Raw genomic sequence first — 14,759 nt, forward strand, 5'->3', positions numbered from 1 at the left:
AGACGGAAATATTGTTTCCGGCTGTTCAGGCACCAGGCAGAACGCCAAATCCGCATATGCAAGTGTCGGTGCACTTGCGCCGGCCTCCACAGCGAGCATTGGGAAGAATTCTGATGGCAATGATTAACTCTACCAATTTTGGCGGTGAGACGCTCGAAATCATCGCATTCCGCCTGCATGATCAGGAATTCTGCGTGAAGACGACCACCATCCGCGAAATTCGCGGCTGGGCGCCTTCCACGCCCATTCCCCACGCGCCGAAAGACGTCATCGGTGTCATGAACCTGCGCGGTTCGGTCATTCCGATCATCGATCTGGCCCACAAGCTTGGCATGAAGAGCACCGTCGCCAATGAAAGAAGCGCGATCGTGGTGGCCGAAGTGCACAACATGGTCATCGGCATGCTGGTCGACCGCGTGTCCGACATTCTGACGATCCCGGCAAATCAGGTCCAGCCGGTTCCGGAAATCTCGGCCTCCTTCGACAAATCCTATTCCGAAGGCATCATTGCCAACGAACATGGCATGATCTGCTTCCTGAACCTCGCGAAAATGTTCAAGGGAACCGAAGCGGAAGATCTCGCCGCTTAATCAGGCGTGTAACCTGAAGCGCCGATTGCATCCTGATGCAGGCTTTTCACGGCCCCCATCGAGAACTGAACCAGACCGCCGGAGCATCCGCCCGGCGGTTTTTATTTTGCGCCTGTTCCGCAAATGTAAATAAGAACATTTTAATATTATGAATATCTAATATTAAAAGCCGACGAATAGTATTCACCCGCATGAGGGCCCGATAGCTGACGGAGGCTTTAAAGTCGCAAGTGCCTGTACGCCGCCTTCGGTGGCAAACCTGTTCGTTGTTCAACATAATACGGCGCAGACTGCACCTCCCGTGCGACAAGCCGCGCCGTTGGCTGATATTTGGGGGACGTTAATGCTGGGGTTAGGGAAAAGCGCAGATAACCGAAATATGCTCAATGCGATATCCAGATCGCAGGCGGTCATAGAATTCGATCTCAAGGGTAATATTCTCACGGCAAACCGCAATTTCTGCACGGCGCTCGGTTATGAACTCGCCGAAATCGTCGGCAAGCACCACCGCATCTTCTGCGATGGCGACTTTGTCGCCTCGCGCGCCTATCAGGAATTCTGGGAATCTCTTGCCCGTGGTGAATTCCAGGCCAAGGAATATCGCCGCATCCGCAAAGACGGCTCGGTCATCTGGATCGAGGCCTCCTACAATCCCGTCTTCCGTTCGGGAAAACCCTATAAGGTGATCAAGATCGCCACCGATATCACCGCCAAGAAAATCAGAGCGGTGGAAGACGCCGGCAAGCTGGAGGCGCTCTCCCGCTCACAGGCCACCATCGAATTTTCTCCTGACGGCACGATCATCACCGCCAATCCGAATTTCTGCGCCGCAGTAAATTACGACCTCAAGGAAATCGAGGGCAGGCATCATCGCATGTTCTGCGATCCCGCCTATGCGGCGACATCCGACTACGCCAATTTCTGGCGGCGGCTGGCCTCCGGTGAATTCATCTCGGACGAATTTGTTCGTTACGGAAAGAACGGCAAGGAAATATGGATCCAGGCCGCTTACAATCCCGTGCTGGACGAGGCTGGCAAGGTGGTGAAAGTGGTGAAATTCGCCACCGACGTGACGCCCCGCATGAGTGCCATCGCCATTCTGGCCGAGGCTCTGCGGGCGCTGGCCGAGGGTGATCTAGTGCAACGCCTCGATACCGGCTTCGTGCCGAGCATGGAGAAATTGCGACAGGACTTCAACGAAGTGGTCGGCAAGCTTCAGGCCACCATGCAGACCATCGCCCATAATGCCTCGACCATCGCTTCCGGCTCGGGTGAAATCCGCATAGCCGCCGATCAACTCTCACAGCGCACCGAACAGCAGGCCGCCTCGCTGGAAGAGACGGCCGCCGCGCTGGAAGAAATCACCACAACCGTCACCGATGCCAGCCAGCGCGCCGGCGAGGCCGGGAAGCTGGTGCTGCGAACGAGGGAACACGCCGAACACTCCGGCGACATCGTTCAGCAGGCGATTTCCGCCATGGACGCGATCTCCCGATCCTCCGGAGAAATCACCAACATTATCGGCGTCATCGACGATATCGCCTTCCAGACCAATCTTCTGGCGCTGAATGCGGGCGTCGAAGCCGCCCGCGCCGGGGAGGCTGGCAAGGGCTTCGCCGTCGTGGCACAGGAGGTGCGGGAACTCGCGCAGCGGTCCGCCGTCGCGGCCAAGGAAATCAAATCCCTCATCAACACCTCCCGCGAACAGGTCGCCAGTGGTGTGGATCTTGTCGGCAGAACCGGTGGCGCCCTTAAGGATATTCAGTCCCAGATGGGCGAAATAGACGCCAATGTCTCGGCCATCGTCGAGGCATCACGCGAACAGGCGAACGGGCTCCGGGAAATCAATCAGGCCGTCAACGTCATGGACCAGGCGACCCAGAAAAACGCCGCCATGGTGGAAGAAACCACCGCCGCCAGCCATGGTCTCGCCAATGAAGCGGAGAACCTGCATGAATTGCTGCGGCAGTTCAGAATATCGCATGAGGCTTCCGTATCCCCTGCCCGGCCGGCTGACAAAAAGCCAGCGGTCGTGACCAGACTGCCGGTGCAGCAGCCACGATATGCCGCGCCGAGATCTCATGGAAATGCTGCAGCCGAATGGGCGGAATTTTAGGCCAAGTCTGAAACCGGAGGCCGCCGGAAAAACGGCGGCCACACCACCAGAGCGTTTTCGCTTTTTCCAAACGCGATAACGCTCTGACACATTTCACTTCCGGACGGAAAACAGAGGTCCGACCTTCCCGGCAATGTGCTATAGAATGATGCGCTCCGCGCGGGTGAAGATTTCAAACTCCTCACCCCGCACCAGCGCGACAAGGGTGACTCCCGCCTTCTCCGCCGTTTCGATGGCGAGAGCCGTGGGCGCCGAGATCGCCGCCAGAATGGGGCTGCCGAGAATGGCCGTCTTCTGGACCATCTCCACCGACAGGCGGCTGGTGACGGCCACAATGCCCGCACGGGAAGACAGTTCCGCATTGATGACCGCACCCGCCAGCTTGTCCAGCGCATTATGGCGGCCGACATCCTCGCGCGCCGCAAGCAGCCCCTTCCGCGCATCGTAGAAACCCGCGCCATGAACGGCCCGCGTCTCGCGATTGAGACTCTGCGCCTCGTTCAGCGCTTTCATCGCGGCAACGATGTCATGACCGCCGACTGAGATTTTGACGTCGTTCAAATCCGGCACCACACGAACCGCTTGCTCTATGGATTCGATACCGCAAAGACCGCAACCGACCGGGCCGGCCATATGCCGCCGTCTTGCCCGCAGGGCATCGGCATTGGTATCCTGCAAATCCACCTGAACATCGTAGCCCTGCCCGGCCTCCACCACTTCGATGGCGCGGATGTCCGCCTTCACCGATATGATGCCCTCAGTAAGGCTGAACCCCACCGCGAAATCGACCAGATCGGCTGGACTGGCCATCATCACGGCATGGGTGCTGCCACCATAAGAAAAGGCAACCGGCACTTCCTCAGGCACCGCCCGTTCGCCCTCGGTTACTCCCCCTTCCCGCAGAGCGGTTCTTGCGACCCTTCGGTAACTTGCCTTTGTCGACACCGCGATCATTCCTCCATGATGAAAAACCGCCTTGCTTCGCTTGCGATCGAAAGGCAGCGTTTCTTTCCGACATCACATCTAGCCTATAGCGCCGAGAAGCGGAATCGGTTTCCCCAAGCATGCTTCGCTAAAGCGGGACTATTGGCCGCGCTCTACGTCGTCGTCCTTACTCCGTTTGCCGACATGAGTCGCGACGCTCGGACCGACTGGGCCAGTTGACATGCAGCCACGTGGCGGCTGGTGTGTTTCACTCATGTGAGGACAGGCAGCGCCAAAAACAAAAAAGCGACCGAAACGGCCGCTTTCTGTTTTAAGTTTTTTGTGGGCAGTCATTCTTTCGAACCCGCCCGGTGCTTTCAAGCAGCGACGAGAACCTCATGCAGGTTCGTCAGCTCATAGAGGTGCTTTTCAAGCTTGGTCAAATGTTCGTGGTGATGATTGCCCTCTTCGATTTCGGCCTTGGCCGCATCGATACGCTTCTGCAGCGTGTCGGGAGACATATCATCGGCCGAAATCGCGGATTCGGCGAGAAGCGTGCAGCCGGTCGGAAGAATATCGGCAAAACCGCCGAAAACCACATATTTATGGGTCTCGCCGGAAGCGAATTTCACCGTTACCAGACCCGGCTTGATCGTGGTCATCGTCGGCGCGTGATTGGCCAGAACGGTCATTTCACCCAGCGTAGCCGGGATGACGACTTCCGTAACCGTTTCGGAAACGAGCAGACGCTCCGGGGAAACGAGATCGAATTTGAAACTGTCAGCCATGGCTATTCACTTCTTTTCAATTACGCGGGCGTCACGGACTTGTCTTTTACACCGTAGGCGAAAGCCGTTCCGGTTTCGCCGTCATTGGTTGGAAGGCGCGCGGTAAAACCACGCGCCCGCCAATTCATAATCAGGCAGCCTCGGCAGCCAGCTTCTTCGCCTTTTCGATGGCTTCTTCCATCGAACCGACCATGTAGAAAGCAGCTTCCGGCAGGTTGTCGTATTCGCCGTTGACCAGGCCCTTGAAGCCCTTGATCGTGTCTTCGAGAGCAACGAGCTTGCCCGGCGAACCGGTGAAGACTTCGGCAACGAAGAACGGCTGCGACAGGAAGCGCTCGATCTTACGGGCGCGTGCAACCGTCAGCTTGTCTTCTTCAGACAGTTCGTCCATGCCGAGGATGGCGATGATGTCCTGGAGAGCCTTGTAACGCTGCAGGGTCGACTGAACCTTACGAGCCACTTCGTAGTGCTCTTCGCCGACGATCATCGGGTCAAGCATACGCGACGTGGAGTCGAGCGGGTCAACAGCCGGGTAAATACCTTTTTCGGCGATCGAACGCGACAGAACCGTCGTTGCATCAAGGTGTGCGAACGAGGTGGCCGGAGCCGGGTCGGTCAAGTCGTCGGCGGGAACGTAAATGGCCTGAACCGAGGTGATCGAACCCTTGGTCGTGGTGGTGATGCGTTCCTGCATCTGGCCCATGTCGGTTGCGAGCGTCGGCTGATAGCCCACGGCCGAAGGAATACGGCCGAGCAGAGCCGACACTTCCGAACCAGCCTGCGTGAAGCGGAAGATGTTGTCCACGAAGAACAGAACGTCCTGACCTTCGTCACGGAAGTTTTCAGCGATCGTCAGACCGGTCAGAGCGACGCGGGCGCGGGCACCCGGCGGTTCGTTCATCTGGCCGTAAACCAGCGCGGCCTTGGAGCCTTCGCCACCGCCGAGCTTGTTGACGTTCGACTCGATCATTTCGTGATAGAGGTCGTTACCTTCGCGGGTACGTTCACCCACGCCGGCGAATACCGAGTAACCACCATGCGCCTTGGCGACGTTGTTGATCAGTTCCATGATGAGAACGGTCTTGCCAACGCCGGCGCCGCCGAACAGGCCGATCTTGCCGCCCTTGGCGTAAGGAGCCAGAAGGTCGACGACCTTGATGCCGGTGACGAGGATCTGCGCTTCGGTCGACTGCTCGACGTAGGAAGGTGCGTCCTGGTGGATGGCGCGCTTCTTGGCCGTGGTGATCGGACCGGCTTCGTCAACCGGTTCACCGATGACGTTCATGATGCGACCGAGCGTTTCCGGACCGACCGGAACTTCGATTGGCGCGCCGGTGTTGGTGACGGCCTGACCGCGGACCAGACCTTCGGTCGAGTCCATGGCGATCGTGCGAACGACGTTTTCACCGAGATGCTGCGCGACTTCCAGAACCAGGCGGTTGCCATTGTTCTCGGTTTCGAGCGCGTTCAGGATCGGAGGCAGTTCGCCTTCGAACGCCACGTCGACAACAGCGCCGATAACCTGGGTAACCTTGCCCGCGCCGTTCACCGCTGCGGTTTTCTTGGGGGTAGCTGCCTTAGCCATTATCCTTACCCTCTTTCCTTACCTCAGAGCGCTTCCGCGCCCGAAATGATTTCAATGAGTTCCTTGGTGATCTGAGCCTGACGCTGACGGTTGTAGGAAAGCGTCAGCTTGTTGATCATCTCACCGGCATTGCGCGTTGCATTGTCCATCGCGCTCATCTTGGCGCCCATTTCACCGGCAACGTTTTCGAGCAGAGCCCGGAAAACCTGAACCGAAATGTTGCGCGGAATAAGGTCTTCCAGAATAGAAGCCGCATCGGGCTCATATTCGTAGACGGCGTTCTGCGTCGCGGCATCCTCTTCCACAACAGGCGTTGCGGCCGGGATGAGCTGCAGGCCGGTCGGGATCTGGCTGATGACGGACTTGAATTCCGAATAGATCAGCGTGCAGACGTCGAATTCACCCGCGTTGAAGAGCAAGATCACCTTCTTGGCGATCTGGTCGGCGTTTTCAAAACCGACCTTCTTCACTTCGCGCAGTTCGACGCGCTCGATGATGTTGGCTGCAAATTCGCGGCGAAGGCTGTCGTAACCCTTCTTGCCAACCGTGATGATCTTGACCGTCTTGCCTTCCGAAATCAGCTTGCGGGCGTGATCGCGGGCAAAACGGGAAATCTGCGAGTTGAAACCGCCGCAAAGACCACGTTCAGCCGTGCAGACGACGAGCAGATGCACGTCGTCCTTGCCGGTGCCGGTCATCAGCGCCGGAGCAACGTCCGCCTCGACCGCCGTGGCGATGTTGGCAAGAACGGCGCTCATGCGCTGAGAATAAGGCCGGGCGGCCTCCGCAGCTTCCTGGGCGCGCCGAAGCTTCGCCGCGGCGACCATTTTCATCGCCTTGGTAATCTTCTGCGTCGCCTTTACGGAGGCAATGCGGTTTTTCAGATCCTTTAGTGAAGGCATCCGTTATCCGTCCGAGTAAAAGAGCCCTGATTACGAGAAAGACTTGGCGAAGCTATCAAGAGCGCCCTTGAGCTTGCCCTTGGTATCGTCGCTGATAGCCTTTTCCGTGCGGATGGTGTCGAGGATCGCCTTGCCTTCCGACCGGAGGTAGGAGAGCAGACCCTGCTCGAACTTGCCGACCTGTGCGACCGGAACCTTGTCGAGGTAACCGTTGACACCGGCGAAGATCACCGCAACCTGCTCTTCCGTCTTGAGCGGAGAGAACTGCGGCTGCTTCAGAAGCTCGGTCAGGCGTGCACCGCGGTTAAGCAGGCGCTGCGTGGAAGCGTCAAGGTCCGAACCGAACTGGGCGAAGGCAGCCATTTCGCGATACTGGGCGAGTTCACCCTTGATCGAGCCGGCAACCTGCTTCATCGCCTTGATCTGGGCGGCAGAGCCAACGCGCGAAACCGACAGACCGACGTTAACGGCCGGGCGGATACCCTGATAGAACAGGTCGGTTTCAAGGAAGATCTGGCCGTCGGTGATCGAGATCACGTTGGTCGGAATGAAGGCCGAAACGTCGTTACCCTGGGTTTCGATGACCGGCAGAGCCGTCAGCGAACCGGCGCCCATTTCGTCGGAGAGCTTTGCAGCGCGCTCGAGAAGACGGGAATGCAGGTAGAAAACGTCGCCCGGATAAGCTTCACGGCCCGGAGGACGGCGCAGCAGAAGCGACATCTGACGATAGGCAACGGCCTGCTTGGAAAGGTCGTCGTAGCCGATGAGAGCGTGCTTGCCGTTGTCACGGAAGTATTCGCCCATGGCGCAGCCGGCAAACGGTGCCAGATACTGCATCGGAGCCGGATCGGAGGCGGTCGCAGCAACGATGATCGAATACTGCAGCGCGCCGCGCTCTTCCAGAACCTTCACGAACTGGGCAACGGTCGAACGCTTCTGACCGATAGCGACGTAGACGCAATAAAGCTTGTCGCCGTCAGGGCCATTGTCGTGAATGGCCTTCTGGTTCAGGATCGTGTCGAGAATGATCGCGGTCTTGCCGGTCTGGCGGTCGCCGATGACGAGCTCGCGCTGGCCGCGGCCAACCGGGATGAGGGCATCGATGGCCTTGAGGCCGGTCGACATCGGCTCATGAACCGACTTGCGCGGAATGATGCCGGGAGCCTTAACGTCAACGCGCGAACGCTTGGCGGCATTGATCGGGCCCTTGCCGTCGATCGGGTTGCCGAGCGCGTCAACGACGCGACCGAGCAGTTCCGGACCAACGGGAACATCAACGATAGCGCCAGTCCGCTTTACGGTGTCGCCTTCCTTGATGTCACGGTCCGAACCGAAGATAACCACACCGACGTTGTCGGCTTCGAGGTTGAGCGCCATGCCACGGATGCCGCCCGGGAACTCGACCATTTCGCCGGCCTGAACATTGTCAAGGCCATAGACGCGGGCGATACCGTCACCGACGGAAAGCACCTGACCGACTTCCGAGACTTCCGCCTCGTTGCCGAAATTTTTAATTTGATCTTTCAGAATTGCGGAAATTTCCGCGGCGCGGATATCCATCAGCCAACCTCTTTCAGTGCAAGCTTAAGGGTGGAAAGTTTGGTGCGAAGAGACGTATCGATCTGGCGGGAGCCGACCTTGACGATCAGGCCACCGAGGATCGAGGGATCGACGGTAACGGAAACCGCCACATCCTTGCCAGTAACGCTCTTCAGCGCCGCCTTCAGTTCAGTTTCCTGCGCCTCGTCGAGCGCATGTGCCGAGGTGACCTCGGCGGTGATTTCGCCGCGGTGGGCGGCGGCAATGGTGCGGTAGGCGCGGATCATGCCGGGAACGGCAAAGAGACGGCGGTTATTCGCAACAACCTTGAGGAAATTGAGTGCGAGACCGCCGATGCCGGCCTTTTCGCAGATCGCGGTGATTGCCTTGAACTGATCCTCGGCGGAAAACACCGGGCTCGCAACCAGACGCTTCAAATCGTCGCTTTCGTCGAGAAGTGCGCCAAACTTGTCCAGTTCGGCCTGAACCGCTTCGACCGTACCCGCTTCCAAAGCAAGCTCGAAAAGCGACGACGCATACCTTTCCGCTACACCGGATGTTCCCTGGGAGGTCTCTGCCACGGGCACTTTTTCCCTGCTAATCGTCCAAGACCATCAGCGATGGGGCTCCACCGCATCAAATTCTTGAAATCGTTTCAATTTCCCCGAAAAAGACCGGAATTCCCCCCTGCCTTTTCCCAATTTCGCGGTCCGTCTAGCATAGGACGCCGGGACTCGCAACACGCGTAATAGCGGAAAGCGCCGTTTGGGCAAGGGGGAATGCGTTTAAATTTTCCGATTTCGCTCAGGATGCGGCGCATGTGCGGCACAAAAGCCAAAAAGCCCGCCTCAGACCAGCCCGAAGACGTAGCTCAACGCAAGTGCGGACAGCAGAAAGTGTACAACCAGAAGTAAGAAATTCCGCATGGTTGCGCCACCGTCCGACAATATGGAGAGAATGCCGCCGAAGACGCTGAGGCCGAATGCGGCACCAAAGGCGAGATAGACCATCGGCTGGGCGAGAAGCAGGGCGGCGGCACCGAGGCCGAGATAAAACCCGGCAAGCGACGAGCGCACGAGCGCGTAACCATCCCTGCGCTCACCGGCCGGCTGCAGACCGAAGGCACGAAGCGTCAGCCCCGGTGCAAACATGAAAAACAGGCCGATGACCGCCGATACGACCGCTGCACCGAAGGCCAGTTGCTCGCCAAACTCGGCCGGAAAATAAAACTCCATCTCGTTCCCCAAATCATTGTGTTGTTCGCTCGCGTTATGACACGGTCATGACAACGGGAAAACGCCCTCTTTGGCAAAGTTCAAAGGAAACTTTGCGGATCGATATCGAGCTGCACATGCACGCTGCCCCGCTCCTTCGGACCATTGGCGAGCAATGTACGGAGAAAAGACTGCATGTCGGAATTGCGCCGCCCGTGCACCAGGAGACGAAAACGGTGGCGGCCGCGGATGAGCGCGAGCGGCGCTTCTGCCGGGCCGAGCAGCATGATGCCGGTGACCTGCGGAGCGGCGGCCCGCAATCCACGCGCATGGGTTTCCGCCTCTGCGCGCGTATCGGCGGAAACGATGATCGAGGCGAGACGGCCGAAGGGCGGCAGAACGGCCTTTTCCCGCTCAACGATCTCCCTTTCATAAAAGGCCGAGGCATCACCGGAGACGATTGCCTGCATGACGGGATGCTGCGGCTGGTAAGTTTGCAACAGGCCATGGCTCTTCAACCCCGTTCGCCCGGCGCGCCCGGTCACCTGCGAGAGCAGCTGGAAGGTTCGCTCCGCTGCGCGCGGATCGCCATTGGCAAGGCCGAGATCGGCATCGACGATGCCGACGAGCGTCATCAGCGGGAAGTTATGGCCCTTGGCGACGAGCTGCGTGCCGATGACGATATCGGCCTCGCCCTTGACGATGGCCTCCAGCTCCAGCCGCAGCCGCTTGACGCCCATGAGATCGGAGGAGAGCACGATGGTGCGGGCCTCGGGAAAATGTTTCTCCACCTCCTCGGCAATGCGCTCCACCCCCGGCCCGCAGGCCACCAGATGATCGAAGGTGCCGCATTCCGGGCAATGGTCGGGCGTCGGCTCGTTGTGGCCGCATTGATGGCATTGCAATTGATTGCGAAAACGGTGCTCCACCAGCCAGCTGGAACATTGCGGGCATTGGAAACGGTGGCCGCAGACCCGGCAAAGCGTGAGCGGTGCATAACCGCGACGATTAAGGAAGAGGAGGGACTGCTCACCCTTCTCGATCGTCTTGCCGATGCCCCGCAACAGGACGGGTGAGAGAAACCCTCCCCTTTCCGGCGGGTGGCGGCGCATATCGACAAGATGCAGGTCCGGCATCGCCGCATCACCGAAACGCGTATGCAGGTGAATGGTATTGTATCGCCCGGAGCTGCCGTTGACCTGGCTTTCCACCGACGGCGTGGCCGAGACCAGCACGACGGGGAATTCGGCGATCCGCGCCCTTACCACCGCCATGTCGCGCGCATTATAAAAGACGCGATCTTCCTGCTTGTAGGCGGGGTCATGCTCTTCATCGACGATGATGAGACCGAGATTATCGAAGGGGAGGAAAAGCGCCGAGCGCGCGCCGGCCACCACCTTCACCTCACCCGTCACCGCCTGCCGCCAGACCTTTTCGCGCATGCGCGGCGACAAATCCGAATGCCATTCCGCCGGTTTCGCGCCGAAACGATCCTGAAAGCGCTCGAGAAACGCCGCCGTCAGGGCGATTTCCGGCAGCAGGATAAGGACCTGCTTGCCCTGCCTCAGCGTTTCGGCCACCGCCTCGAAATAGACCTCGGTCTTGCCGGAGCCGGTGACGCCGTCGATCAGCGAAACATGAAAACCGCCCTTGCGCACATCTTCAAGTATCTCCGATGCGGCCTGCCGCTGCGGGCCCTCCAGACGCGGCTCGACATAGTCAGGGTCGGGCTCGGGCACCACTGGCGGCGCGGGCAGGAAAGCCGTCTCGAACACACCCTGCTTCACGAGACCGTCGATGACGCTGGTCGAGACGCCGGCGGCATGGGCAAGCCCGCTTTTCGTCCAGCCATGCCCTTCGGCCGCCAGCTCCATCACCCGTTCACGGGCGGGGGTCAGGCGCTCCGGCCTGCCTTCGGTCAGCCGCAGCCCCTCGATCATCGGCTCGGGATCGAAGGCGGCGGGCGCACGCAGCGCCATGCGTGCCACGAGGCCTGGCGGAGAAAGCGTATAGGCGGCAACCCAGTCCACGAAGCGGCGCATCTCCGCCTTCAGCGGCGGGCACTCGAAACTCTTGGTAATGGGCCGCAACTTCTTGGGATCGACACCCTTCTCACCAGCGTCGTCCCATACCACGCCGAAGACCTGCCGCGGACCAAGCGGCACCTGCACGACGGAACCCGTCTCGACCACCATATCCTCCGGCACGGCATAACTGTAAGGCCCGGGCGCCGGCATGGGCACCAGAACGGGCACCGTGCGCGTGGGCGACGGCGGGTCGAACAGAGCCCCAAACAGATCGGACGAATCTTTTGCCATGATGTGGCGACCATGCCCCGGCGACAGGAAAAAGGAAACCGCCCGGATGTAGTGGGCGCGCCCGGCAAAGTCCACCTCTTAACCAAATGCTGACCATAAGGGCATAGCTTTGACGCATGGAATGGAGCGCCGCGTGACCGAAATCCTGACATTTGCCGAACCCGATCTCCTGAACGAGCGCCAGTCCTGGCTCGTCGCCCTTGCCGGCGAGCGCCGCCTTGCCGACAATACCGTCGAGGCCTATGAGCGCGACACGCGCCAGTTCCTGACATTCCTCACCAGCTATAACGGCAAGCCAGCCGCCATAAGCGATATAGCCGATCTGCGCCCCGTCGATCTTCGCGCCTTTCTGGCCAACCGGCGCAAGGAGGGGGCCGGCGCACGGTCGCTCGGACGGCATCTGGCCGGCCTGCGCTCGCTGTTGCACCACCTGCAGAAAAAAGGTCTCGTCAACGCGGCGGGCGCCACCGCCATGCGCGCACCAAAACAACCAAAATCCCTGCCGAAACCGCTGACCGACCGGCAGGCGCTGAAAATCACCACGGCCGAGGCACAATTGAACGAAGAACCGTGGATTGCCGCCCGCAACGCCGCGGTCCTTTCGTTGCTTTATGGCTGCGGTCTGCGCATTTCCGAGGCGCTCAGTCTCACGCCCACCGATTTCCCGCCCGGCACCCGCAGCCTGCGTATCACCGGCAAGGGCAACAAGACGCGGATCGTGCCGTTGCTGGCAGTGGTCACGGAAGCAGTCGATGCCTACAGGAAGCTCTGCCCCTATGCTCTGGCGGCGAATGAACCGATGTTCCTTGGCGCGCGCGGCGGCAAGCTGCAGCCCGCCATCATCCAGCGGGAAATGCAGAAGCTGCGTGGCGCTTTCGGCCTACCGGAAAACGCCACCCCGCATGCGCTGCGCCATTCCTTCGCCACCCATCTTCTAGCCGGCGGTGGGGATCTGCGCACCATTCAGGAACTGCTCGGCCATGCGAGCCTCTCCACCACACAGGTCTATACCGGCGTCGATACCGCGAGACTGCTGGAAATCTACGACAACGCCCATCCGCGCGCATGAAGCAGGAAATGGTTAACCATAAACATTAACCAGACGTCCAAGCCACCGTTCTATAAGCGAACAAGAACCGGATTGGACCGATGCACAGCCTGATAAAACCTCAAAATCTCACCGCCACCCTGATGGGCAAGACCGGCGATGCCCTGCTCTGGCTGCTGGCGGCCCTGCATGTCACCGCCGTTGCCATCCTGCTCATGACCTTGCTGTCGCTGGGTCAAGCGGAAGCCGCGGAGCAGAATATCACCTGCACGGGCAGCGACATTCTCGTGGAGATGCGCCAGACCGATCCGGAAGCTTTCGCAAAGATCGAGCAGGAAGCGGCCGCCATCCCGAACGGCAAGGGCAATTTCTGGCGCATCGAAAAAGCAGGCACGGCCCCGTCCTATCTTCTCGGCACCATGCATATCACCGATCCGCGTGTTCTGGAAATGCCGGCCGCCGCCAGCCCCGCCTTCGAAAAGGCCGCAACGGTGATCGTGGAGTCGGACGAGATCGTCGACGACAGGAAGGTCGCGGCATCGCTGCTGGGCAAGCCCGAACTCACCATGTTTCTGGATGGCAAATCGATCACCGACATCCTGTCGGCCGAAAATGTCGCCCGCCTGGAAAAGGGTCTCAAGGAACGCGGCATTCCGCTGAATGCGGTTTCGCGGATGAAACCCTGGATGCTGTCGAGCTTCGTTGCCCTGCCCGCCTGCGAATTCGCCCGCAAGGCGACCGGCCTCTCCTTTCTCGACAAGAAGCTGGCCGAAGACGCGATTGCGGATGGAAAACGGCTTGTTGGCCTTGAGACCATGGTCGAGCAGCTGACGGCCATGTCCGAACTGCCGATGGAGTTTCATCTTCAGGCGCTGATCGAGACGCTGGAACTCGGCGACCGCATGGACGACGTGATGACGACCATGACCGATCTTTATGTCACCGGCGATATCGGCATGACCATGCCCATGCTGAAAAGCCTGGACCCAAAGAAGGCCGCGGCGGAAAGCGAGCAGGGCTACGCCGCCTTCGAACAACGCATCATCACCGACCGCAATCACGTCATGGCCGACAGGGCCACCCCCGAGCTTGCCAAGGGCAATGTCTTCATGGCCGTCGGTGCATTACATCTGCCGGGTGAAGAAGGCCTTGTCAAACTGCTGCGCGCAAAGGGTTTCACACTCACGCGGGTTGACTGAACGACTAGGTCCCGCTGTTGGCCGGTCGGACATGGCTGCAGAACGGCCGCATCGTCGCCGGCACGATACGGCGGTGAAACGGCCCGACGGCAAGAAGATAAAGCCGCCCGAACAGGTTCTTGCGCCGAACGATGGTGGTGACACTCACCAGCTGGCGGTTTCCCTTTTCTTCGAGGTCAACGACGATCCTGAAATCCAGATGGCGGTCATCGAAGCCCAGCACGGTCCGTTCCGGTGTGGAAAACAGGACCGGAAATCCGCCCGCCGAAGCGCCAGCCACCAACTCGACCGTTTTTAAGCCGAAAAGCGAAACGATGCGGTTTCGAAGTGCCATCAGCCCGCTGATCCATGCCGGAGGATGATCGAGAAGAAGCCTGCTCACATCGAGCGAGGTCATTCCCGGCGTCATCATCTCTCCGTGAAAGCGATCGCGCCAGTCGGCGCCCGGCAATATGTCTTCGCTGTTTCGCATCTCTGTACCCCAGCCGCCCGGTGCGGCAAGGACCACCATCCTCTTTTTCCAACGGGGCGGAAAC

At 59.7% G+C, this 14,759-nt stretch carries 13 protein-coding genes; 4 read left to right on the forward strand and 9 right to left on the reverse strand.

The genetic code is table 11. The annotated features are described in order from the left end of the window. The first annotated feature begins 113 nt into the window (after nucleotides 1-113). Both QD336_RS09740 and QD336_RS09745 read left to right on the forward strand, forming a co-directional pair. Nucleotides 114-590 (forward strand): chemotaxis protein CheW, encoded by a 477-nt coding sequence (locus QD336_RS09740; RefSeq protein WP_003504949.1) that lies wholly within the window; start codon nucleotides 114-116, stop codon nucleotides 588-590. Nucleotides 591-969: 379 nt separating this feature from the next. Then, complete coding sequence (locus tag QD336_RS09745; protein ID WP_499170448.1) at nucleotides 970-2,706, forward strand: methyl-accepting chemotaxis protein; 1,737 nt, start codon at nucleotides 970-972, stop codon at nucleotides 2,704-2,706. A gap of 138 nt (nucleotides 2,707-2,844) precedes the next feature. Here the strand turns inward: QD336_RS09745 and fdhD are convergent, their stop codons facing one another. The 8 genes from fdhD to QD336_RS09785 form a co-directional block, all read right to left on the reverse strand. Further along, a complete protein-coding gene (gene fdhD, locus QD336_RS09750; RefSeq protein WP_499170450.1) occupies nucleotides 2,845-3,660 on the reverse strand; it encodes a formate dehydrogenase accessory sulfurtransferase FdhD in 816 nt (271 codons plus the stop codon). 347 nt (nucleotides 3,661-4,007) lie between these two features. Then, complete coding sequence (locus tag QD336_RS09755) at nucleotides 4,008-4,418, reverse strand: F0F1 ATP synthase subunit epsilon (RefSeq protein WP_269346969.1); 411 nt, start codon at nucleotides 4,416-4,418, stop codon at nucleotides 4,008-4,010. Nucleotides 4,419-4,548: 130 nt separating this feature from the next. Then, on the reverse strand, nucleotides 4,549-6,003 hold the full coding sequence (gene atpD, locus QD336_RS09760) for a F0F1 ATP synthase subunit beta (RefSeq protein ID WP_499170452.1): 1,455 nt from the start codon (nucleotides 6,001-6,003) through the stop codon (nucleotides 4,549-4,551). Between the two features lie 23 nt (nucleotides 6,004-6,026). Continuing rightward, complete coding sequence (locus QD336_RS09765; RefSeq protein WP_499170454.1) at nucleotides 6,027-6,905, reverse strand: F0F1 ATP synthase subunit gamma; 879 nt, start codon at nucleotides 6,903-6,905, stop codon at nucleotides 6,027-6,029. 30 nt (nucleotides 6,906-6,935) lie between these two features. Continuing rightward, nucleotides 6,936-8,465, reverse strand: coding sequence for a F0F1 ATP synthase subunit alpha (gene atpA, locus QD336_RS09770; protein WP_004443771.1), 1,530 nt, complete (start codon nucleotides 8,463-8,465; stop codon nucleotides 6,936-6,938). After that, nucleotides 8,465-9,031, reverse strand: a complete 567-nt coding sequence (locus tag QD336_RS09775; protein WP_269346960.1) for a F0F1 ATP synthase subunit delta — start codon at nucleotides 9,029-9,031, stop codon at nucleotides 8,465-8,467. Before QD336_RS09775 ends, atpA begins: the two co-directional genes overlap by 1 nt. Before the next feature lie 261 nt (nucleotides 9,032-9,292). Beyond that, nucleotides 9,293-9,679, reverse strand: coding sequence for an AGROH133_08824 family phage infection protein (locus tag QD336_RS09780; protein ID WP_269346958.1), 387 nt, complete (start codon nucleotides 9,677-9,679; stop codon nucleotides 9,293-9,295). Between the two features lie 80 nt (nucleotides 9,680-9,759). Next, entirely contained in the window at nucleotides 9,760-11,976 is a 2,217-nt protein-coding gene (locus QD336_RS09785; protein ID WP_499170456.1) for a primosomal protein N', read from the reverse strand. A gap of 121 nt (nucleotides 11,977-12,097) precedes the next feature. Here QD336_RS09785 and QD336_RS09790 point away from each other — a divergent pair, with 121 nt between their 5' ends. Then, complete coding sequence (locus QD336_RS09790) at nucleotides 12,098-13,045, forward strand: tyrosine recombinase XerC (RefSeq protein ID WP_499170652.1); 948 nt, start codon at nucleotides 12,098-12,100, stop codon at nucleotides 13,043-13,045. 80 nt (nucleotides 13,046-13,125) lie between these two features. Further along, nucleotides 13,126-14,223: a TraB/GumN family protein gene (locus QD336_RS09795; RefSeq protein WP_499170457.1), complete on the forward strand. Its 1,098-nt coding sequence runs from the start codon at nucleotides 13,126-13,128 to the stop codon at nucleotides 14,221-14,223. Between the two features lie 4 nt (nucleotides 14,224-14,227). Here the strand turns inward: QD336_RS09795 and QD336_RS09800 are convergent, their stop codons facing one another. Then, nucleotides 14,228-14,695 carry a DUF2867 domain-containing protein gene (locus tag QD336_RS09800; RefSeq protein ID WP_499170654.1) on the reverse strand — a complete coding sequence of 156 codons (468 nt, stop codon included), beginning with the start codon at nucleotides 14,693-14,695 and terminating at the stop codon, nucleotides 14,228-14,230. Between the last annotated feature and the right edge of the window lie 64 nt (nucleotides 14,696-14,759).

This window comes from Rhizobium sp. BR 250 (assembly GCF_047445855.1).
Lineage (GTDB): Bacteria > Pseudomonadota > Alphaproteobacteria > Rhizobiales > Rhizobiaceae > Agrobacterium > Agrobacterium tumefaciens_I.